General features: G+C 46.0%; 15 protein-coding genes. 10 read left to right on the forward strand and 5 right to left on the reverse strand.

The annotated features are described in order from the left end of the window. Positions 1–490 precede the first annotated feature (490 nt). A complete protein-coding gene (locus E8M12_RS15685; RefSeq protein ID WP_136737215.1) occupies positions 491–664 on the forward strand; it encodes a DUF2986 domain-containing protein in 174 nt (57 codons plus the stop codon). 22 nt (positions 665–686) lie between these two features. Here the strand turns inward: E8M12_RS15685 and E8M12_RS15690 are convergent, their stop codons facing one another. Continuing rightward, entirely contained in the window at positions 687–998 is a 312-nt protein-coding gene (locus tag E8M12_RS15690; protein WP_136737216.1) for a 2Fe-2S iron-sulfur cluster-binding protein, read from the reverse strand. Between the two features lie 275 nt (positions 999–1,273). Here E8M12_RS15690 and nhaD point away from each other — a divergent pair, with 275 nt between their 5' ends. Next, positions 1,274–2,524 (forward strand): sodium:proton antiporter NhaD, encoded by a 1,251-nt coding sequence (gene nhaD, locus E8M12_RS15695; protein WP_136737217.1) that lies wholly within the window; start codon positions 1,274–1,276, stop codon positions 2,522–2,524. A 253-nt stretch (positions 2,525–2,777) separates the two neighbouring features. Then, positions 2,778–3,863: an acyltransferase family protein gene (locus E8M12_RS15700; RefSeq protein WP_136737218.1), complete on the forward strand. Its 1,086-nt coding sequence runs from the start codon at positions 2,778–2,780 to the stop codon at positions 3,861–3,863. On the opposite strand, the gene E8M12_RS15705 is transcribed toward E8M12_RS15700, so the two are convergent. Continuing rightward, a complete protein-coding gene (locus E8M12_RS15705; RefSeq protein ID WP_136737219.1) occupies positions 3,832–4,485 on the reverse strand; it encodes a cupin domain-containing protein in 654 nt (217 codons plus the stop codon). The genes E8M12_RS15700 and E8M12_RS15705 overlap by 32 nt on opposite strands. A 518-nt stretch (positions 4,486–5,003) precedes the next feature. Between E8M12_RS15705 and E8M12_RS15710 the strand changes: the two genes are divergently transcribed. After that, a complete protein-coding gene (locus E8M12_RS15710) occupies positions 5,004–7,280 on the forward strand; it encodes a hypothetical protein (protein ID WP_136737220.1) in 2,277 nt (758 codons plus the stop codon). Between the two features lie 94 nt (positions 7,281–7,374). On the opposite strand, the gene E8M12_RS15715 is transcribed toward E8M12_RS15710, so the two are convergent. Beyond that, positions 7,375–10,347 carry an Ig-like domain-containing protein gene (locus tag E8M12_RS15715; protein WP_136737221.1) on the reverse strand — a complete coding sequence of 991 codons (2,973 nt, stop codon included), beginning with the start codon at positions 10,345–10,347 and terminating at the stop codon, positions 7,375–7,377. 517 nt (positions 10,348–10,864) lie between these two features. On the opposite strand from E8M12_RS15715, the gene E8M12_RS15725 reads away from it, so the two are divergent. The 5 genes from E8M12_RS15725 (at position 10,865) to E8M12_RS15745 (ending at position 17,080) form a co-directional block, all read left to right on the forward strand. Beyond that, positions 10,865–11,644, forward strand: a complete 780-nt coding sequence (locus tag E8M12_RS15725) for a DsbA family protein (protein WP_136737222.1) — start codon at positions 10,865–10,867, stop codon at positions 11,642–11,644. Positions 11,645–11,838: 194 nt separating this feature from the next. Next, the gene (locus E8M12_RS15730) at positions 11,839–14,013 is read left to right on the forward strand and encodes a M3 family metallopeptidase (protein WP_136737223.1); all 2,175 of its coding nucleotides are present in this window, start codon (positions 11,839–11,841) and stop codon (positions 14,011–14,013) included. 42 nt (positions 14,014–14,055) lie between these two features. Next, on the forward strand, positions 14,056–15,459 hold the full coding sequence (locus E8M12_RS15735) for a sigma-54 dependent transcriptional regulator (protein ID WP_169303163.1): 1,404 nt from the start codon (positions 14,056–14,058) through the stop codon (positions 15,457–15,459). Positions 15,460–15,668: 209 nt separating this feature from the next. Continuing rightward, positions 15,669–16,208: a GNAT family N-acetyltransferase gene (locus E8M12_RS15740; protein WP_136737225.1), complete on the forward strand. Its 540-nt coding sequence runs from the start codon at positions 15,669–15,671 to the stop codon at positions 16,206–16,208. Between the two features lie 290 nt (positions 16,209–16,498). Next, positions 16,499–17,080, forward strand: a complete 582-nt coding sequence (locus tag E8M12_RS15745) for a 3D domain-containing protein (protein WP_136737226.1) — start codon at positions 16,499–16,501, stop codon at positions 17,078–17,080. Between the two features lie 2 nt (positions 17,081–17,082). Here E8M12_RS15745 and E8M12_RS15750 read toward each other — a convergent pair whose 3' ends face one another. Both E8M12_RS15750 and E8M12_RS15755 read right to left on the reverse strand, forming a co-directional pair. Next, positions 17,083–17,715, reverse strand: a complete 633-nt coding sequence (locus tag E8M12_RS15750) for a LysE family translocator (protein ID WP_136737227.1) — start codon at positions 17,713–17,715, stop codon at positions 17,083–17,085. Positions 17,716–17,789: 74 nt separating this feature from the next. Next, positions 17,790–20,765 carry a response regulator gene (locus tag E8M12_RS15755; RefSeq protein ID WP_169303164.1) on the reverse strand — a complete coding sequence of 992 codons (2,976 nt, stop codon included), beginning with the start codon at positions 20,763–20,765 and terminating at the stop codon, positions 17,790–17,792. A gap of 295 nt (positions 20,766–21,060) precedes the next feature. On the opposite strand from E8M12_RS15755, the gene ettA reads away from it, so the two are divergent. Further along, positions 21,061–22,737 carry an energy-dependent translational throttle protein EttA gene (gene ettA, locus E8M12_RS15760; RefSeq protein ID WP_136737229.1) on the forward strand — a complete coding sequence of 559 codons (1,677 nt, stop codon included), beginning with the start codon at positions 21,061–21,063 and terminating at the stop codon, positions 22,735–22,737. Positions 22,738–22,864: the final 127 nt, after the last annotated feature.

Genomic DNA, 22,864 nt, shown 5'->3' on the forward strand with positions numbered 1-22,864 from the left:
GTTATGTCATCCTCACGAAAGTGGGGATCTCGCTTTTTATGTTTTGGCTGAGATTTCCTGTCGTCGCAGGAAATGACGAAGACTCTGAGCTCGGCTAACTTTTTAGGATGTCTGAGGGTGTCTAAAGGTATCTAAGGGTTATGGTCATGGATGACCGGTATGCCGAAAATGCAGGAGCAATTTTCGGTGACAACGAAGAGCCTAAAATTTTAGATTACTGATGTCATCCCGGCGAACGACTGCATGGATGTAGGAGGTAGAGCAATGCATGGAGCAATTGCCGAGGCCGGGATCTCGCTCATAAGCTTTTACTAGGCGCAATCTTCGATTGCATGCCAGGAACGGTTTTTAACCGTGTGCCAGGAGCTGATTTATCAGCGTGCTAGTTGCTCAAATTTTAGGCCTTTCGCCCTCCGAGACCTGAACCCTCGATTTAAGGCCGTTCGCACTCCGAGACCTGAAACCTGAAACCGGAGACCTTTAATCTTTTATGAACCGAAAAAAGAAAATTAAATCCATATTGATGGCCAAAAAGAAAAAGACCAATAAAAAGCTGCATAAAAGCAACAAGCCCAAATATGTGTCGAAAGCGGAGCGGGAGCGGCTGGCGGATCAGCAGCAGACCGCAGAAAGCGATGGACTTCTGACCGATGACGATAGTTAACGGGGTGCAATCCCGGTATCAATTAATATTCGGCGACGGTCAGTGTTATGCCATCAATGGCATCACTGACCTCTATCTGACAGCTAAGTCGGCTGTATTCCGTGGCGCAGTCGTTCATATCCAGCAAGTCTTTCTCGATCTCCCCCTGCTCTCCGACCTTGGCCATATCATCTGGCGCGACATGCACATGACAGGTAGCGCAACTGCACACGCCGCCACAGTCTCCATATATGCCAGGAACATTATTCTCAACCGCTAATTCCATAACCGAGCCACTGCTCCCTTCAACTTCCATTACGTCGTTATTTGTGGTGATAAAAGTAATTTTCGCCATTTACTCTGCATTTCCTTGGTCGTTTGTTTACATACTAGCTTAAACTTTCGCTATTCTTAAATCCCGCGATGATAATCAGCATTCCTGTGCCTGCTGCCACAGCATATAACCGAGAGTTAAAGATAACTTTTTATTTTCATTGAAAATTTAACGTGTTTTAGGATGCTATATCTGCTACTATCGCCAGCCTCCATTTAACCCCTACAAACCGGAAGTTAGCAGGAGCGAGATCCTACTGCTATGGTTTATCCAATATCATTTTATGCGTGAAGTCCATGCTTGATTATTTCCTGATGTTTCTGGCTGTGCTGGCACTTCTCAGTATCGTATTTGAAGAAGTTACCCATATAAACAAAGCCAAAACCACCTTGTTCCTTGGCTGCCTGGCCTGGATGTTATTGTTTATTAATGCCGGAACAGAACAACCGCGCATTAATCATCACCTCGAAGAAAACCTGCTGGAAATTGCCATACTCTGGCTATTTTTAATGTCGACCATGACCTTTGTGGCTTATCTTAACGCCCAGGGCGTGATCCAGGCAGCAATTCAGAAAATATTCCCGGCAAAAATCGGTCAACGCAAGCTGATGCTAGCCATAGCCGGATTTGCGCTGTTGCTGTCTTCTTTTTGCGATAACGTTACCGCCACCCTGGTCTCACTGGCGTTATTACAGTCATTTAATTTACCCCTCGATACCCGCATAAAAACCGCTGTTTTAGTTATTTTTTCGGTGAATTCCGGAGGTGTAGCCCTGATAACCGGTGATGTCACCACCTTGATGATATTTTTAGACGGGCATGTACAAATTACCCAACTGTTACTGCTGTTTGTGCCGGCGTTTATCAGTGTTGCGGTGCTGGCGGTACTGTTAAGCCTTGGGGTGCAAGGTGAAGTTACCACCGAGCAGACAAAACATCAGTTCAGCCGTTTAGAGATTATCATTTCGCTGATATTTATCGGTACCATTGGTGCCACCATGGCGCTTAACATTCTCTACGGCGTACCACCGGTGCTCACCTTCCTGACCGGCCTGTCTACCATGTTTCTGGTCGGCCGGTTGTTAAACAAGGACACTGAGCGGCCGGCGATGCTCGACTATATCCGCCGCATCGAGTATGACACCCTGTTATTTTTCCTTGGTATTTTGTTGCTGGTCGGGATGCTTAAAGAAATTGGCGTATTAAATATGCTTGCCGATGCTTATGCACAATACGACCCGAGTATGTCCAGCTATTTCGCTGGTGTCGGTTCTGCGCTGGTTGATAATGTGCCACTTACCGCGGCCCTACTAAAAGCGCAACCAGACCTTAGTGTCGCGCAATGGCTGGCATTGACCTATGCGGTCGGCGTCGGTGGTTCATTGCTGGTTATCGGCTCGGCCGCCGGTATTATCGCGATGAGTAAAATGTCGGAGCTAACGTTTATGTCCTATTTAAAATATGCGCCGGCGTTACTTGTCGCCTATACCCTGGGTTATCTAATTACCATGTGGTTATCGAATTCGTTAATTGCTGTCACCGGATAGTTTTTTTTGAATATCCAAAGAAATATTACCGACATATCCTATAGTTAATTTATCACTAGTCGTTGCAAGGGGCGTCCTGTCCCTTGTCATATTTTGGTGTTAATGGATCCAACACGACTTTCCTTAAGTGTTTTGTACCAATTGAGTACTAATGCAGTTGTTTAACCCGGGCTGTGGGAACTTACCAGCCCACGTTTTATCGATATTCAGGGATGATATTCCCCGTAAACAAATAATTTTCTGCGAGTGACACGTGACTAATAAATTAGATTCCCTGCAGGTATTGCGCGCCCTTGCCGCATTTGCAGTCGTTTTCAGCCATATCCCAATGATTGACAGAGGTGAATTTGGCGTCGACATATTCTTCGTCGTCAGTGGCTTTATTATTTGTTATATCACCGAGCGTGATAGCTCTCACTTTATCGTTAAGCGCATTTTTCGGGTGCTGCCGCTTTATTACGTCGGCACCTTAGGCATATTTTTCATCGGCACTTATTTTCCGGCGCTGGTGTCCTCAGAGCCGGGACAGGTAACTGAACTAATCAAGTCGCTGCTATTCATCCCTTATCATAACGCTGGCGGTGAAGTGGCTCCGGTTCTCAAACTCGGCTGGACGCTGAATTACGAAATGTTCTTTTACGTGGTGTTCGCCCTCAGCCTGCAACTATCAAAAGTCCATGCCAGCGCGATTTGTGCCGGTATATTGGCACTGTTAATCTCAGCAGGACAATTATTCGATGCCAATAATCTATTCTATCAGTTCTATACCGATACCATTTTGCTGGAGTTCATTTACGGTATGGCGATTTACACTCTGTGGAAAAATACCAACCACATCGATGTTAATAAATCTCTCGAATACCTGGCGCTGGGACTGGCGCTGACATTGGTATGTTTGATGTTTTTCATCGACCGAGGTGGTATTCGATTTTTGTCATTTGGCGTTCCTGCCGTGGCTGTGGTTAGTCTGATGCTTTGGGGCGTACGAAGTATTAAGTTCCCTTTCTGGTTAGTCCTTTTGGGGGATGCCAGCTATTCACTGTATCTGTTCCACCCTTACCTGGTGCTTGGTGTTGACCGCCTGATCTTCAATATGCATAGCTTAACTATTGGTAGTGCCCTGGTCGCTGCTGCGGTGGTGGTAGCTTGCGGTGTATTGTCCATCATATCCTTCTATATTCTCGAGAAACGCAGTAATCAATGGTTGCGAAATCGGTTTATTCCGAGACGTCCAAGACCACGACTTGCGACCAGCCAACCTACAACAAGCCAGGGGCTCAATCCAATATTGCCGGGCAAACCCATGTCTAGAGCATATAACCCGTCTTTACGAAAATAATACAGCCTTGTTCTGAAAACGGGTTGTGTTTGGAATAAGGCGGGCTGCGTAACCAGGTGCCCTTCGGATATTGGCCAAATTCGTCTTCAAACATACCATCGAGTACGAAGATCTCTTCCCCGCCCGGATGCACATGTGGCTGAAAATGGGTGCCCGGCTGCCAGCGCACCAGTGCGGTATGCTCGGTGGCAAACGAATGCAGCGGCATTACCGATAACCCATCTACCAGTCCTGGTAACCAGGTTTGTTCCGCGGTTTGTATGCGCACCAGCTGGTTGTCACCGGTTTGAAACTGGTTCAATTTGACGAATAATTCACAGCCTTGTGGGCTTTTCGGTGCATGTTGACTGCCGGGAGGGTTGCGAAAATAAGCGCCTTTCGGGTATTTACCATGCTCATCTTCAAACACTCCCTCAAGCACAAAAATCTCCTCGCCATTTGGATGCGGGTGCGGTGCAAACGCCGTTTCTTTATCGTATTTCACCAGGCTGGTGGTTAATCCGCTTTCCACCCCTTCCCGTTCCAGTTTTTTGCGAAAAACTCCTTGCGCTGGCGATGATTCCCATTCCATTTCACTGGTGTTGATGGCTAAGCGAATGCTGCGGTCTAAGTTTAATGTCATTTATGTGGTCTCAATTAAATGCTGGTTTCTATCCCTCTATCCGGAAAGTGTAACAACTGTAACATTCTGTTACATGATTAATTATATGCAAATCAAGTGGTTAATTTTAATAATATGGCGAGTCTCAAAAATCTGAACATTTCCCCTATCTCCTCGCTCAAACAAACCCAATAAAATCAGTGCATTAATAAGTGGCACAGGGGTTGCTTTAGTAGCGTCAAGTTTGTGCGGATTAACTCGCAGTGTTCTTGCTTCTCAGCAACGGTTTCAATAATGGCACTCTTTGAAGATAAACGAAATGCCAGGCTGAAAGAATTGAGTCTGACCGGGTAGAGATTCATGGTTCGCCAAACTTTGTTCAATTTTTTAGATAGGACAATCACGCTATGGTTATTTTCAATTCAAAGCAGCTCACGCGAGTCGCACGAGCCTGCTTGCTAACAGTTCCTTTAGTCGGGCTGTTTAGTGTCACATCCGTAAAAGCCGAACTTTGGCCCAATTTAGAAAGTGAAAAGTGTATGGCCGATGCATATTTGCTTGAGCCTGGTAATTCGCTGGCTACTGATGCATTAAACTGTACCGCCAACGATGTTGAAATCACGCAGGTCGGTAACATTTCAATTACGGAATGTTCGCCAGGTGATGTCATTTCTTTTGATGCTGATTTAACAGTTAAGACAAATGCCAAGGAGCGTTGGGATACCACCTTTTATTTACCACTAACCGATCAAAGTCCACAAGTGGTGCAAACCGATCTCGGAGCGGGAGCGCCTACTGGGGTTACCTATCCGGATTACTGTTCGATTGCTCTACCCAAAAGTCCAAACCCAGATATCGGCTCTTACGTTGATCTCGACATGGACCAGTGTGGCGATATTCAAAAATTTCAGAATCCGTCCCCCTCTGATTCGTACGTATTAGTACAGCAAGAAATCACCATGCTTTGTATCGACAAAGATGGTGACAATCGTGCTGATTTTAACTATTGTGCCGCCTGGGACAATCAAACTGGGGATAATTGTACAGCCGCAGCAGATCCATACCCAGGGCAGATACCTAATACCAAATCAAAATGTAACTGTGATACCTTTAATATCGACATCTTCATTCAACCTGATCCACCAGAACCTGCGAAGGAAGTTACCAGCGTATCTACCTACAGCGAACCAGGTGGACAGTTTGACTTTAGTTACAGTTTCACTAATACCAGTATGACCTCAGCGGTAACCATTACCAGCCTGACCGACTATATCGATCTTGACGGTAACGGTACCTTTGAAACGGCAATCAACCTTTGGGATACCCCGGCACCAGCAGGCACTGCAGATGGTATTTACCTGACAGCCAGCACCTGTGCGCCAGCAATGGGTAGTGAAATAGAGGTTGCAGCGGGCGCGACATTTAGCTGTATGTTTAGTGTCACCATAGTCGACAGTGACTTGCCTGACGATCAAAGTCCTGAAATCTATGACGATACCGTATTGGTCTCTCTGCTGGACAAAAATGATGACCCAATTGGCGATCCAGAAAGTTGTCCAGGTGATGTTCCAACCAGTAGTGGTGATACCTGTAGTGATGTAGAACGGGTAACGGTCACTAACCTACCTCCAAGTATTACCGTGACCAAAACGCCAGACAAAGCTTCGGTGTTAGAGCCTGGTGATGATGTTACTTTCACCGTGGAAGTAACCAGCACTTCGGGAACTTATGACGATCCCGTTACCTTGGACTCACTAACCGATTCTGATTTCGGAGACTTAAACGGCAAAGGTGATTGTGCTACTGGTGGTACTATTTTCCTTGGCGCACCATATACCTGTAGTTTCACTGAGTTTATTGGTGGCGATCAGGGCGATGTCCATATGAATACCGTAACCGCAATGGCTTCGGATAACGAAGGCGATGATGCGACCGCCGAAGGCTCAGCTTCGGTTAATATTAATGATGTGCCATCCAATATCACCTTAGTGAAAACCGTAGATGGACTGGCAGATGGTGTTGCCGCTGAAGTTGAAGAAACTGGCGATACCGGCTTAACCCGAAGCATTGATTACACCTATCGCTTCAGTGTTGATGCTGCCGGTGTCGATGACGTTAACTTTGATAAACTGGAAGATGTGGTGGATACCGCGGACGCAGGTGGTTCATTGCAAGATTTGACCGACAACTGTTTTATTGATTTAGACAGTGATGGCGTTGTTGCCGATGCACCTCTTTCCAGCGGTTATACGCTTTCACCAGGTGAATTTGCCGAATGTACCATCACTCTGGAAGTATCCGGTGATGCTGGCTATACATGGAGTAACTTGGCAACTGTTTACGGTACTGATACGGATGGTGCCATGCTGATGGCCAGTGATCCTGCTGATGTGCTATTTATTGACGTACCACTGCAAATCACTCCTGAATTTGCCTTTAAACTCAATGTTTATGTCAAACTCACTAATGGTGGTGTAGACAATGTCGACATTACCGCTATGACAGTTGGTGGGGTGGCATTAACCGATGGCGCAACACCGGGAGCCAATACCTTTGTGATCCGCGATGAATCATCCAAAGGTTATGACTATGGTGCAGAAACTAGCTTGCCATTCTGTAGCTTCGGTGCAAATCCAGACATCCTTGTGGGTGAAACCTTCAAATGTGCATTCACCGTCGAACTACAACCCGGCTTTGAAGTCGGCGATGTGATGAGAGAGCTGATAGGACCTCAAGCCTTGATTATCAATGTTGCAGATGACGAGGGTTCTGAAGACATCGCGGTTGGTGTTTCAGTACAAACCATTGAACCTTAATGATATGGACGAATATTGGCATATCTTTTAGATAGCTAGTAATACAAGAGCCAGTCGCAAGACTGGCTCTTTTTTATCGGGCTCCGAAATGATACTAACCTTTAGCGCCTTTTCCGCCGCCTTTACCCCCTTTGCCTCCGCTCGATGATTCATCGCTTTGCAGCTGGATAGTAACAGTCGCACTAATTTGCAATTCACCATCTGTTACCACATAGGTAAAGCTGTCACTGTTTTTAAAGCTCTTAGCCGGAACATAATACACCTTGCCATCGGTGGTGATACTTACACTGCCCTTCGCCCCCGGAGAAACACTCACCAGAGTCAACAAATCACCGTCTGGGTCAAAATCGTTTGCGAGCACGTCAATATCGACTGCCGATTTATCGGTAATGATGACAATATCATCTTCTGCCACTGGAGCCGCGTTTTCCATTGCCAGAACTCGATAAGTCACACTTTGCTGAGCAAACTGGGCCGTATTCTGCACGTTCGTCGCATTAATCGGTAATGCATAGTCCGCGGCGTTAACAGACGCAGGAGATGTAATGTTCAGGATAAATTCCTGACTTTCACCACTCGCCAAAGTTAATTGCTGAGCCGTTGTGCTCCACCCTTCAGGTAGGCCAGCATCGATCAAAAATGCCTGCGATTCACAGTCAAGGCTGTTATGGTTTAACAGTGAAAATTGATAGGTCAGGGTTTCACCGCTGATACCGGACTGTATTGCATCAGAGAGCAAGTTCAACTCAGGTTGTCGCAACTCACAGGCCAGTGTGCGATCGATACCAAATATGGCATCGGCCATAGCCGCGCTTTCGGTTTTATTGGCAACTTCAGCGACCAGAGTCACATTATACGTATCGGTTTGCGCAATTTGCGGTGATGTAATCGTCACTGTTACCGGCTGACTCTGTTGAGGAGCCAGTTGCACTTGCTGCTCACTCACTAACCAACCGTCGGGCAGATTTGCGGTAATGTTGTACAAACTCGCATCGCATTCTAATGAATCTTGGTTTTCCAATAGCCCCTGGAAATCTATTGTTTCCCCGGGTGCAACGGTTTGCGCCGACTGTGACTGAAGGTGTAACACAGGATCAACAGCTTGACACTGTAATTGGGGGCTTTCAACCACAAATGTCGCTTCCTGTGTGGCGATATACTCCTGACTTACAGCATTTTCTGCGCTAAAGGAAATAGTGTAAAAACCATCTTCGGCATCATCTGCAGAAAACACAGTAATTGTTGCTGTTTTCGACTCCCCGGGAAGCAGAGAAAGGATCGCATTATCCGCTGACCAGGCGACAGGAACAGCAGCGCTCAGGGCAAAGTCGGTTTGTGGACAGCTATCGCTATCATTATTCGTCACCGTTAACTGATACGTTTGTGCGTTGCCAGCTGCTCCCCAACTTACCGGCTCGGTAATCGTTAATGTTGGGGCTGATGCCACACAAAGTTCCTGACTCACCTGAACATTAACCCATATACCATCTGGCGTAATTTCAACCGGTTCGATTACCACTCCCGCTTCCATATCGGTATAGGATTGACCAATTGATAAAGCAGCATCATTCCAGTCGTAAAAACCACTAGCAGGGGTCATATCCAGATAGCGTGAGCTGGATATATCACTATCGGAGGCGTAATGAACCAGCACCCCATTCGATAATGCCGGGGTATCGGCTATAAACTGATCAAACCCTTCTGCACGCCGGTACTCAAGATAATACCAATATTGCTCCCCTGTCGCCGTTAGATGACGCAACACTTTTAGTCCTTTGCTACCAGAGGCCTGTTGGCTTGCCAATGGGCTGATGAAATAAGTGCCACTGGTATTAACTGATTCCACACTAGCTGCATCATCCTTCGACCAGCCCAGAATTTCCTTGTTGAAGGCATTAAAATGCCCTTCATTTCCAAAAGCGCCCATGATGTCAACTTTATCGCCATAGCTAAGGTTTAAGCAATTTTCGGCGATAGCAAAATCGCCACACTCAAACGCATTGGCATGTTGCAACCCCAAATTATGGCCCAGCTCGTGGCCAACTGTATTTAGGGTAAAAGAGCCGTTGATATAAGTACGCCCAGGGTTACCCCCTAATGTGCCTTTACCAGTCCAACCGCACGCAGAATTCTCAGGAAAGATATAAATGATTTTATCAAAATCATACACATCTATGCCTTGCGTCGACAAAGCTTCCCGGGACGCCGTATATATTACCCAGCTGTCACAAGTCTGGGCAATTGGTAAGGTTGTAAAATCGAGTACTTCCCCGGTTAACCAGGTCTTGCCGTAGGAGTTTTCACGAATAAACGCATCAACACGGTTAAATACCAGATCTGACGTTTCCTCGACTGACCAGGGCTTAACTTCCGCATTGTCCTGAAAATTAATCAGCATCACTAGGGTTTTTTGCTCACCAAGAGTAATTGATGCACCTTGTGGGGTGACAAGTTGTGAAGTTTGTGCAGTATCTCCCTGCTCAAGCAACAGGTATGACTCACTATCGTCTACTGGCAGGTGCAGGCCGCTAATTTCAATGTGCTGATCAGTGGTTAAGCCTTTTAACTGACCGGGCAGGGTCGGTTTTATTACGAATTTTCGGCCATTTTGCATTAACCGATATTGAACCTGAGCAATACCATTATTCGCATCATCTTCGTATATGACTTCGACAGCTCCGGTCAATTTTTTACGATCGAGCAGATAAGGTTTAATTTTGCTAGTTACAGACCCCCTATTCGGAATCTTCATATTGACGACATCTGACGGAGATAATTCAGCCAGTCGCAGTAACCCTTGATGACGAGCTTTGGCTATATCTACAGCGGCGCTTTCAGCTGCCTTGTCGCGCATTGATTTGGACAGACGTAATGTTTGATTCTGTACCTGACGCACCAGAGCTTCGACATCATTTACCGAAGATGAAGTCTCTGATGAAATGACACTACCGGCTTGCGAAGCCAATAAATTAGTAGAAACCAGCAATAAGCTGGTGGTTAATAGCATCGGCATCCAGGATTTTGGCGCACAAAAATCCCCTGCCTTTAGCACAGACTTAAATTTCAAGATATTATCCCCTTAACAGAAGTGGGTTTGGTTCTTATCTTTCATTAACTGAACCCAATAACCCCATGACTCCATTTTGTATTACTGCCGCGACATTTTTATTTGCCATGCATATAAGAGCTGAACATTGGTTCGCCGTCGGGCAACTACAAAACGGGAATTAGCGCGCCAACACTAGCAAACTGTCTATTTAATATTCAAGCCATGTCCTTCGCCATTTTTGTCGGCCGTAGATAAAGCCTGGAAAAATGCTTTAGATTTCAACCGGAAAATTCAGAAAAATTAATTGTTCGAATTTGTGACCGACCTGGCCTGATGAGGGTGTCTATTTCTTGAAGAATGAATTGCCGTTTCAGCGAGCCTTTTCTACACTTCTTGCATTCGCTAACACATTGAAAAACGCTAAGGGTAAACTCGTTCTGTTAGACGGGTAGGAAGTATTGTAAAACCCGATGTCTTGCATTTTGTGGTTTCGACCTTACTCCGTGCGTTATATCAATAACTTAAGGTGGTCTACATGAAACGACTCATACAGATATTCAGCGTGATATTCTTTAGCTTATCGTTAGTTTCCTGCTCCGATTCGGCCGATAATGCGGAGATGAAACAACAACTCAGTGAACTTCAGGAGCAAGTGTCGATATTAGCTAAGCAGGTAGAAGAGATTCATGAAATTGCCACCCGCTCACAACGCCCTAACACCAAACAGCTTGGAACTTTAGAAAACTTCAACCGAAATAATACCATTCCAAGACTGGGGGACGACGAAGCCAAGATCGCTATTATCGAATTTTCCGACTTTCAGTGTCCATACTGTAAGCGTTTTATTGAGCAAACGTTTCCCTCCATTCAACGAAAGTTTATTGACGCTGGCAAAACCGCATATTTTGTACGCGACTTTCCATTAAGTTTCCACCCTCAGGCGCGTGGTGCGGCGATTGCTGGTCACTGTGCCCATCAGCAACAAAAGTATTGGCAATTAAGAGAAGTTTTCTTTAACAACATAGCTAAGCTATCGGACGATTATTATCGACAGGCGGCAAGTAGCCTGGACATAGACATGGATGCATTTAATGACTGTATCGAGTCTGCGACTGAAGACAACATCAATGAGGATATAGCGTTGGCCAGATCGTTAGGCGTAACCGGGACTCCAGCATTCGTGATCGGAAAAATCGAAGGTAACTCGTTAATCGATGCGCAACTGTTAATTGGCGCTCAACCACAATCCTCGTTCGAGTATGTTATCGCACAACTGTCAAAAGGTAGCGACACGGACGGCTCCCAGGGCGAGTAGTAGCCGCACTTACCCTCCCCCTCAGCCTGCTTTGAAAGTTGACAGTATCACAGCGGGCTGTTGCCATGAATATTTTACATTTCCCTTCGTTTAGGTTAAATAAGGTGTCGAAGTTAAATATATAGTAGAAGTCCGGTGTTCCGATTGGAAAGGCAAAATGTCAGTAAACCGGACTTTTTTTAGGGGAAATTAATATGAACAAACGCGTGTTAACGCCGATTGCATTGGCAATCGCATTGGCTGGATGTCAGTCAGAACAAAAAGAACAGGCAAATACACAGCCAGTCGCCGCCGAACAAGTTGCACAAAATGACGCCAACCTTGAGCAAGCGAATCCTTTCTATTCTGACTACGATACGCCATTTGGTATAGCACCATTTGAAAAAATTAAAATCGAACATTACATGCCTGCGCTTGAAAAAGGCATTGCCGAGCAAAAAGCAGAAATTATGGCAATCGCCAATAATGAAGCAGAACCAACGTTCGAAAACACCATTGAAGCCATGGAAAAAAGTGGCGATTTACTAACCAAAGTCACTAACGTGTTTTATGGCCTAATCGGCTCTATGTCGACGCCGGAAATGCAGGCTATCTCGAAAGAAATTTCACCAAAATTATCTAAGCTATCCGACGATGTATATCTGAACGAAGACCTGTTCAAGCGCGTAAAAGCGGTCTACGAACAAAAAGATACATTGACATTAAACACCGAACAAAAAACCTTATTAGAGAAAACCTACAAAGGTTTTGTGCGCGGTGGTGCTAATCTCGATGCCGACGATAAAGCCAAGTTACGTGACTTAAACGAACAGTTATCCAAATTAAGCATTCAGTTTGGCGAAAACCTGTTGAATGAAACCAATGACTTTGAATTAGTCATCGACAATAAAGAAGACCTGGCCGGTCTGCCAGAAGGTATTATTGCTGCAGCGGCGAAAACTGCCAGCGACCGTGGCCACGAAGGCAAGTGGGTATTTACCACGCATCGTCCAAGCTTCTACCCATTCTTAACCTATTCGACCAAGCGCGACCTGCGTGAGCAGTTATTCTACGCCTACACCCACCGTGGCGATAACGACAATGCCAACGACAATAAGAAAATTGCATCGAAAATGGCATCCCTTCGTTATCAACGTGCCCAGGTACTAGGCTATGAAACTCACGCCCATTACGTGCTGGAAAACGCGATGGCGAAAACACCAGAAAACGTTTACGGTCTGTTAGACAAAGTCTGGCCTGCGTCTTTAGCGCGTGCCAAGCAGGAAGTTGCCGATATGCAAACTTTCGCCGAATCTGAAGGTGCAGACTTTAAACTGGAAGCTTGGGACTGGTGGTATTACTCCGAGAAAGTTCGCAAGCAAAAGTATGACCTGGACGAAGAAGCCACCAAACCGTATTTCTCTTTAGAAAACACCATGCAGGGCGTATTCTACACGGCTGAAAAACTTTGGGGCGTTACCTTTAAAGAGCGTGATGACTTACCGAAATACCACCCGGATGTCACCACCTATGAAGTTTTCGATAAAGACGGTTCTTCTATCGGTGTCTATATGACCGACTTCTACGTGCGTGCTTCGAAGCGCGGTGGCGCCTGGATGAGTTCATTCCGCAAACAATACAAGATGTATGGTGAAAACGTTAAGCCTGTTATTTACAACGTTTTGAACTACCCGGCACCTGTCGGTGATGAGCCGGTACTACTGACATTTGATCAGGCCTCAACCTTGTTCCACGAGTTTGGCCATGCCATTCAGGGCTTACTATCTGACGGTTATTACCGTTCATTGACGGGTACTTCCCTGCCACGCGATTACGTTGAGTATCCATCACAGGTAATGGAAAACTGGATGACCGAGCCAGAAGTACTGAACCAGTTCGCTATTCACTACAAAACTGGTGAAGTGATCCCAATGGAAATGGTCGAAAAAATCCAGGCCTCAGGGAAATTCAACCAGGGCTTTGCTACTACCGAGTACATGGCAGCGGCATTACTGGATCTGAAATGGCACACATTGAAAACTGCCGAAGAGCAGGATGCGGACAAGTTCGAAGCCGATGCGATGGCTAACATTGGTCTGATTGACGAGATTGCACCACGTTATCGCACTACGTACTTCTCGCACATCTTCGCGGGTGGCTATTCTTCAGGCTACTACGGTTATATCTGGTCGAACATTTTTGACGCGGACACCTGGAAAGTATTTGAAGAAAAAGGCATTTTCGATCAGGATACGGCAACATCTTATCGTAAGAACGTGTTGGAATCTGGCGGTACTGAAGATCCGATGATCATGTACAAGCGTTTCCGTGGCCAGGAACCAGATCCGGTTCACCTACTGGAGCGTCGCGGATTATTGGCTCCTAAATAAGCCACTCTTTACAGTTGAAAGCCGGCATTAGCCGGCTTTTTCTTGCTCAAAGGAAAATCATCTTCTAGGCTTTACCCCACAGGTTTAATCAACAGTAGTATCTGGATTTCAATGAAGTGCAGAGATTCGAATTCCATCCTTAAACGAACTGTCCTTGTTATCGGACCCCCAGAATATCGAGAAAAAATAGAACCTGAACTCTCCAACTGGCGTTGTTTGAATTGCGAAATAAATCAGGTTGAACAGGCTTCCGCACTCATCCAGCAATTCGCAATCCGGGTAATGTTGGTGATATTGGAAAACCAATCACACCAGCAAATATTTTCTTCTCTGGACTACTTGCATGGTCACCACCCTGAGGTAAAACATATTGCCTTAATCAATGATTCTCATTTACAAAAAGCGCAACTGCTGTTTCCTCGTTTTTTTCACGATTATCATCACTTCCCAGTTGACTCCTCCCGCCTGGAACATACTCTTGGTCATGCATACGGCCTCGCTAATATCGCGCAATCCAGACCTCGAACTTCAGAGCACGATTCTCCACTCAATGAGCTGGTAGGTGACTCTTTTGCGATGCAACAATTCAGGCAAAAGATTCAACTGGTCGCTCAATCAAGTGCTTGTGTCTTGCTACTCGGAGAAACCGGCACAGGAAAAGATTTGGCAGCACAAACAATACATAAACTGTCAGAGCGTTCCAATGGGCCATTTATCAACATTAATTGTGCTGCATTTCCAGAGCATCTGATCCAATCGGAATTGTTTGGTCATGAAAAGGGGTCATTCACCGGTGCCGTTTGTCAACACAAAGGGAAAATTGAGCAAGCCCATGGTGGCACTTTATTTCTTAATGAGATTGGTGAATTACCTTTGCAATTACAGGCGGTTTTACTTAAGTTTTTAGATGATAAAATAGTAGAGCGAATTGGCGCCAACTCTTCGTTTCAAGTCGATTGCCGGATTATTGCGGCAACGCACAATAACCTCGAATCAGCCGTTAGCGAAGGTAAATTCAGAGAGGATCTTTATCACCGCCTCAATATCTTGCAGCTCGAAAGCCCACCATTACGTGACCGGGAAAATGATGCATTCATTATTGCTCAGTCGCACCTTGGCAAATTCAGTGGTGATACAGATAGGATTCTGTGTGACGAATTCATTGCGAAAATAAAGCATTACCACTGGCCTGGCAATATCCGTGAACTTTTGAATTACATAGAACGAGCCCAGATACTGGGAACTGACGAATTGCCGAACGACAGGAAGGAAAAGTCGAATAGCGGAGCGCAACGAAATTGCAAAAAGCCCAGCGAATTGCAAGAAGCGGAAATCGTGAGAGCTATTGAGGACAGTAAACATAACCTGTCAGAAGCGGCGAAATCATTAAATATTTCAAGAACATCTCTATATCGAATTATTGAAAAATCGAACCTAAAAGTCTGACGATACAACCAGCTAGATCACACGCCCATATTGATGAACTTTATCAATTTAACAATAAATCGTAAATCAAACGTGTTTGGTGGGGAAACCTGCATCCCTCCATATTCCAGACTTACAAAAAAGCCATTAGTGATTGATTAATAAAATACCTAATAAGAGAAACCGTTTGTGTTATATTGCCAGATTAAATAATAAATTCTGCTGGTTACATGAATATAGAAAATAGTACACGCCTGTCTTTTACGCTTATGTCTGAAGCGGATAGCCAACTCCTATTCGAACTCGATCAAAACCCGGAAGTGATGAAGTATGTCAATGATGGCAAACCCACCACCTGGCAGGAAATCGAACAGCGGTTTATCCCGCGCCTGAATGCCTATCGTAACCCGGAGAGGGGCTGGGGATTATGGCAGGTAAATCTAAAAGATTCGGATGAGTTTATCGGCTGGATTCTGGTGCGCCCGGCGAACTTTTTCTCCGAGCAACGCGATGATCATAACCTGGAGCTCGGCTGGCGTTTTAAGCAGGAATTCTGGGGTAAAGGTTATGCGACCGAAGCGGCACAGGCGGTGATGGATGCCCTGGCGACTCAACCCGAGGTGAAAGCATTCTCGGCGCTGGCGGTACCGGAAAATGAAGGTTCGATTCGCATTATGGAAAAACTGGGAATGACCTACATCAAAACGTATGTGCATGAAGATAGTGGTATTTCTGAGACGGTCGTTTATTATCAGTTAGATAATAACTAATACCAATCCCATTAAGTTTGTGCACAACTCAGAGTTAGGGCAGAGGTTCAGTTACAACATAGATTTCATTGATATAGTCATTCTATATTAATGAAATATAGGGTCGTAAATGGGCCTCTGGCAAACTCCCTACGGGTGAGTTTTAAAGGCGTTTATCCTGCGTTATTGATTTTGACAATGGAGTGACCATTCTCTGCAATCAAAGCCTTGTCTAAACGCCTTTAAATTCTCACTGAGTGAGCAATAATTTAATGGGATTGGTATAACGTAATTAGCAACAAGATAACCACATGGAATTAATCAAAGGCAGAGGATTGGCCGGTCTTATTGCATCGCTTGCACTCACCGGTTGCACGGCGGTGCCCCCGGAATTATCAAGTTCGACAACCAACCTTCGTTGTGAAGATAACTGGAGAATCACAGGCTATTACACGCCGATAGAAACTGATTTTTCTGTTGCGCCGTACAAATCACTCACCTTAAAAAACGATGAAACTTACCGGTTCAAGCTCAATTTTGTCAATGCCGTCAGAATCGAGGGTTGGGGAAAAACCCGCTTTGGCTGGTATCTGGGATATTTCTCCGGACACTGGCATAAAAGCCAGACACCATTAAATTCAATCGGCAAACCTCTGGTCATCGGTGAGGTCGCGGTTGATAACCGGATCATCCCCAAACAAAGCCAGGTGCATATCCCCAACATTAAAGCTCATTTAAACCGCAGTGAGTTTATCGCCAGCGATGTCGGTAGTGCAATCAAGCAAAAGCATGTGGATGTTTATACCGGTGAAGGTGATCAGGCAAGGCATAAAACCTACGCCATTACCGGCTTTCATCAGGTGTGCTACCCGACGGCAGCTACAATCAGTTAAACTCAGATAAACACCACTGGGTACAATGACAACACCAGCAATGTCGCCATGGTCCAGTTAAAACGTTGCAAGCGTCGCTGACTGGTTAACACCCGCTGTAATTCCTGCCCCAGCATGGTCCAGGCACTAATTGAGGGTAAATTGATCATCCCGAAGATACCTGCAACGACTAACACGGCGGCGAATTGTTGTGATGGTGCGTAAACACTGATAGCCGTTAATGCCATGGTCCAGGCTTTAGGATTAACCCATTGAAATGCCACTGCCTGCCAGAAGCTGATTGGGGTTGGCTGGTTATTCTCATCTCCCTCGTCCTGTTCAGCGATAGTGTTTGCATTATTTTTTACCGCATCAGACGAGTGAGCAATCTTGTAGGCCAGAAACAGCAGATAGGCGACGCTAATGACCTTGAGGATCTGATAGCTGACTGGAAACAGGTCAAATAGTTGCGTCAAACCTATCCCTACCAGGATTACCATCACCACAAAACCAATGGCGACGCCTAGCAGATGCGGAATGGTGCGACGAAACCCAAAGGTTGCGCCAGATGACATCAACATCAGGTTATTGGGGCCGGGCGTTATCGACGATACCAAACAAAACAGCGCCAAGGCCGCGTACATTTCCACACTCATCTGTAATTCCTGGAAGGTAATAAACACCGATAATCTAACATAGCAGAGCAGAAGTCAGGGGTTAGACTAAAACCTTATTGTAATGTAGCACTAGTGACTTTACTGTCCCAAAACTCGTGTCTCATGTCGTCACTGGCTGGATCACCCATTTGCCCGGCTTCGCGCTTTAACGCCATGAGTAACGCGTGTTTTTGTTCAAATCGTCGGTGAACCAGACAAAGCTCTAATTGTCGACTCACATCAGCGAGCTTTTTATCGCCAAACATCAGGGCTGCACCGCTGAGTTTATGGCAATATCGACTCATCGCCTGCCAGTCCTGCTCGGCATCGGCGCGACAGATATTGGCAACATCGAGATGAATGCTATCGCGGAATCGCTTTGCCAGTTGTTGTTGAGCTTGCGCATCCTGATTAGCGGCTATGACAACCTCAGGCGTTTCATCGATCACGACCTCTGACTGGTACGGCAAATGTTGTTGCAACATGCTTATCAGGTTTTGGCGATCTAAGGGCTTTTCGACACAGCCGGTAAAGCCGATGCTATGAAAATGCTCAATATCATGGGACATCGCATTGGCGGTAAACGCATAAACCGGTTTTTGAAAACCAGATTTTCGTAACCGGGTAAGCGCGGCAAAACCATCCAGCACAGGCATCTGCAAATCCATCAATACCAGGTCCAGTTCATGTTGTTCAATCGCGTTTATTGCCAACTCGCCATTTTCAACCGCAAGAACCTCTAACCCCAGGCGCTGCAGATAAAGCGAAATCAGCGCCCGGTTATCCGGATGGTCCTCAGCCACCAACACCTGACCGGTAAACCGATATGCCTGTTGACTGTGAATGCTTGCACTGACTGTACGGCGGCTTGAGTGATGCTGACAACTGGTAATGGGTACGGTCAGGGTAAATACGCTGCCACGACCGATGGCACTACTGACACTGATATCCGCTTGCATCAGACTGCATAATTTCGCCACCAGATACAAACCAAGGCCACTGCCACCAAAGCGCCGGGCGATATTTTCATCGGCCTGCACAAAACAGCCAAATACCTGACTGGCCTGCTCATCATCCATGCCAATACCAGTGTCGCTGACACGCACTAATAATTGTTCATCAAGCAATGAAACATCAATTATGACACTTCCTGCGTTGGTAAACTTAATTGCATTGGAGCACAGGTTAATCAATATCTGATTAAAGCGCATGGCATCGAGGTTGATGGAGATATCATTGTCAAAGTTCTGGTTAACACGAAACGTCAGCCCCTTGTCTCGCGCCTGTTTCGAAAACATGGCGTCAAGCTGTGCAAATAATTCACTCAGCGACGTTTGTCTTGGACACAGGCTAAGTTGATCGGCTTCTATCTTGCTGAGATCATGTAAATCATTGACGATATCCAGCAGATAAAGGCTGTTCGTATGCAGTTGTCGATAGTGCGCCGGTTTATCATCGCCAGCCAGCTCTTCATTTAATAACGCTTCGGCATTAGCCAGTACTACCGACAAAGGCGTTTTGATCTCATGGGTGACATTGGCAAGAAACTGATTTTTAATACGGTTTGCTTCTTCCAGTTTGTCTGTTGCCTGACTTAATTCTGCAGTTCGCTCTGACACCCTGGCTTCAAGTTCCGCTTCAGCCTTTCTGGAACGACGTTTCTGCATTAACAATAAACCGATAATGGTGATGCAGATCAGTACAAACACAAAGAAATTACGCATTTGATTGGCGCGTTCGAATTCCAGTTGCGTCAACTTATCCTGGGTTACCAACTGGCCGATGCGTTGTTTAAGCTGTTTGGTTTCAAATTCAGCCAGCTGCGCATTTAACTCTTCATTATTGCGTTTATCCTTATCCTGAATAACCGCCAATTGGCTTTGATAACCCTGTCGATATTGACCGGCAGCCGCATAAACCAATGCAGACAGTTGTTTAACTTCATCCAGTAATCGTTGGTTATCATACTGTTCAGCCAATTGCCTGGCACGCTGCAAATGATCAAGCGCCGCTGGTTGCTGCCCCGCGGTATAGGTGACTAACGCTAATTCATAGTAGCTTCCCGCTAAGGCGCTTTTATGCTGATGCTGTTGTGCAAGGTCAATCCCCTGCTCTGCATACTTCCTTGCGTGTTCCGTCATACCAAACTCATTGTACAAACCGGCCAGATTGTTGCACTGGGTAGCAAGGTGGTAACCCTCGCCCTGAGTCTGGTAATAGTCGTATGCCAGTAATTGATAGCGTTCGGCGAGCTGAAAGTCACCCGCATATTTATAAGCGACGCCCAGATCGCTATGTACCAATGCCAGACCCGATTCGTCCTGTTGCTGTTCACGAAATCGTTTTACTTCTAAAAACGACTCTATTGCGACATCATAGCGCTTCATCTGCACATACAAACCGGCGATATTGAAACGCACATCGACCACATCCAGTGGTTCACCATATTGCCGATAAATGGGTTCTGCCTGCTGATAATAATCGAGCGACGTTTTAAATTCGGCCATGTTGCTGTAGACGAGACCCAGATTATTAAACAGGTTGGCCCGTTCAACCGGGTAATGTTGCAACGAGTAAAATAACAACGACTTTTTGTAGTAGGCTGCGGCCTGCTCGTATTCACCGCGAAAGTAATGAAATACACCAAGCCGTTTATTTATTTCAGCGACCTGCTGCCTGGCTTTTATGACCTCGGCGATTTCCCTGGCCCGGTTAAATTCCTCAATAGCCAGCTGCAAATTATCACTGGCAAATGCGCGCATTCCTTTGGCACGCAGGATATTAATGGTTTCAATATCGGTTAATGTATCGTCGGCAAGCAAAGTCGCAAATAATTGTTGTGCCTTTTGTTCATCTTGCTCGGCACTGATGCGTTCCAGGTTTGCCGCTAGTGATGTGGCAAGCGAATCCGCAAGGTTCGCCTGACTGGCCAACGACCGTGGTGAAAACGTGGCAGACGAAAGGCATATCAATGCGGCAGTCGACAGCGTCAGAGACTGAATTACAACTTTATTGAAGTTTTCGCCGAAACGCGTATCTAGCTTGCGCATGAAGTGATTGAAATCCCTAACATCCTGATCGTCCATGAAGTGCTTTTTATACCAGTTTGTGAGCAATAAATAAACACAAAATGATGCAATCCTGTTGTTATGATGCAAGGAATCCGTGGGCTTTTGTTCAGTTGTTACCATATAGTTTGATTTATCACCAAGTTCTTTGCCACAGCGCCCAGCCAAACACCTTGATTGGTGGTCATCAGGTCAACCTTTACAATTGTGAAATGAGCCATTCTTGGGATAAAATATCCGGCTATAATTCGAGTACCAAAATCAAAAGGTTTTATCCATGGCATTGCCCGATAAGTTTATTTATTCCATGCACCGCGTTTCTAAAGTGGTGCCTCCAAAAAGAACCATTCTAAAAGATATTTCCCTGTCATTTTTCCCTGGCGCCAAAATCGGTGTACTAGGTTTGAATGGTGCGGGTAAGTCAACCTTGCTGCGCATTATGGCTGGCGTTGATACCGAATTTGAAGGCGAAGCCAAAGCGTTGGCTGGCACCAAAATTGGTTATCTGCCACAGGAGCCGGAGCTGAATGAAGAAGCGACGGTTCGCGAAGTCGTTGAAGAAGCGGTTAGCGAAGTGAAAAATGCCCTGGCTCGTCTCGATCAGGTGTATATGGAATATGCCGAAGAAGGCGCAGACTTTGATGCCCTTGCCAAAGAACAGGGCGAGCTGGAAGCGATTATTGACTCCCAGGACGGTCATAATATCAACAATGTATTAGAGCGTGCCGCCGATGCGCTGCGCTTGCCGGAGTGGGATCAGCAGGTTAAAGTATTATCCGGTGGTGAACGTCGTCGTGTTGCCTTGTGTCGGTTGTTGTTAGAAAAGCCGGATATGTTACTGCTCGACGAACCGACCAACCACCTGGACGCGGAATCGGTTGCCTGGTTAGAGCGTTTCTTACACGATTACAACGGTACTGTGGTTGCCATTACCCACGACCGTTATTTCCTTGATAATGTTGCCGGCTGGATCCTTGAGCTTGACCGTGGTCACGGTATCCCATGGGAGGGTAACTATTCGTCCTGGCTGGAACAAAAAGATGCTCGTCTGGAGCAGGAAAAGCGCGCCGAGAATGCATTGCAGAAAACCATTAAACAGGAACTTGAATGGGTACGCTCTAACCCGAAAGCCCGTCAGGCAAAAAGCAAAGCCCGTATGGCACGTTTTGAAGAGCTATCGAGCCAGGAAAACCAAAAGCGTAACGAAACCAATGAGCTGTACATTCCGCCCGGACCACGTTTGGGTGACAAAGTGCTGGATGTGGTAAACCTTACCAAGTCGTTCAATGGTCGCGTGTTAATTGATGATTTGAGTTTCTCAATTCCAAAAGGTGCCATTGTTGGTATTATCGGCCCGAACGGTGCCGGTAAATCAACCTTGTTTAAAATGTTAAGTGGCAGTGAGACACCGGACTCCGGTAGCGTTTCATTAGGTGAAACCGTGAAACTGGCCAGTGTTGATCAGTTCCGTGACGATATGGATGCTAAAAATACCGTCTATCAGGAAATCTCCGAAGGTAATGACCTGATTCAGATTGGTGGTTATGAAATTCCTAGCCGTGCCTACGTCAGTCGCTTTAACTTTAAAGGTAATGATCAACAAAAATTCATTGGCGATTTATCCGGTGGTGAACGTAACCGGGTGCACCTGGCGAAACTGGTAAAAACCGGCGGCAACTTATTGCTGCTCGATGAGCCGACCAATGATTTGGACGTTGAAACCTTGCGTGCGCTTGAAGAAGCCTTACTGGAATTCCCGGGTTGTGCCATGGTGATCTCGCACGACCGTTGGTTCCTGGACAGAATTGCCACCCACATCATCGATTATCGTGATGAAGGCCAGGTGAATTTCTTTGAAGGTAACTTCACCGAATATGAAGAATGGCTGAAGAAAACTCTTGGTCCGCAGGCAATTGAGCCACACCGTATCAAGTATAAGCGTATCAGTGCTTAACTTTTTAAAACTCCAATCAGGGGTTAGAAATCAAGGGGTCAGAGTCTGTGACTCTGACCCTGTAGGATCCCCACAAATTTATAACGCTTCATAGCCGAGTCCTTCGCTCTGGTTTTGAAGCGTTTTT

This window comes from Thalassotalea mangrovi, assembly GCF_005116735.1.
Classification (GTDB): domain Bacteria; phylum Pseudomonadota; class Gammaproteobacteria; order Enterobacterales; family Alteromonadaceae; genus Thalassotalea_A; species Thalassotalea_A mangrovi.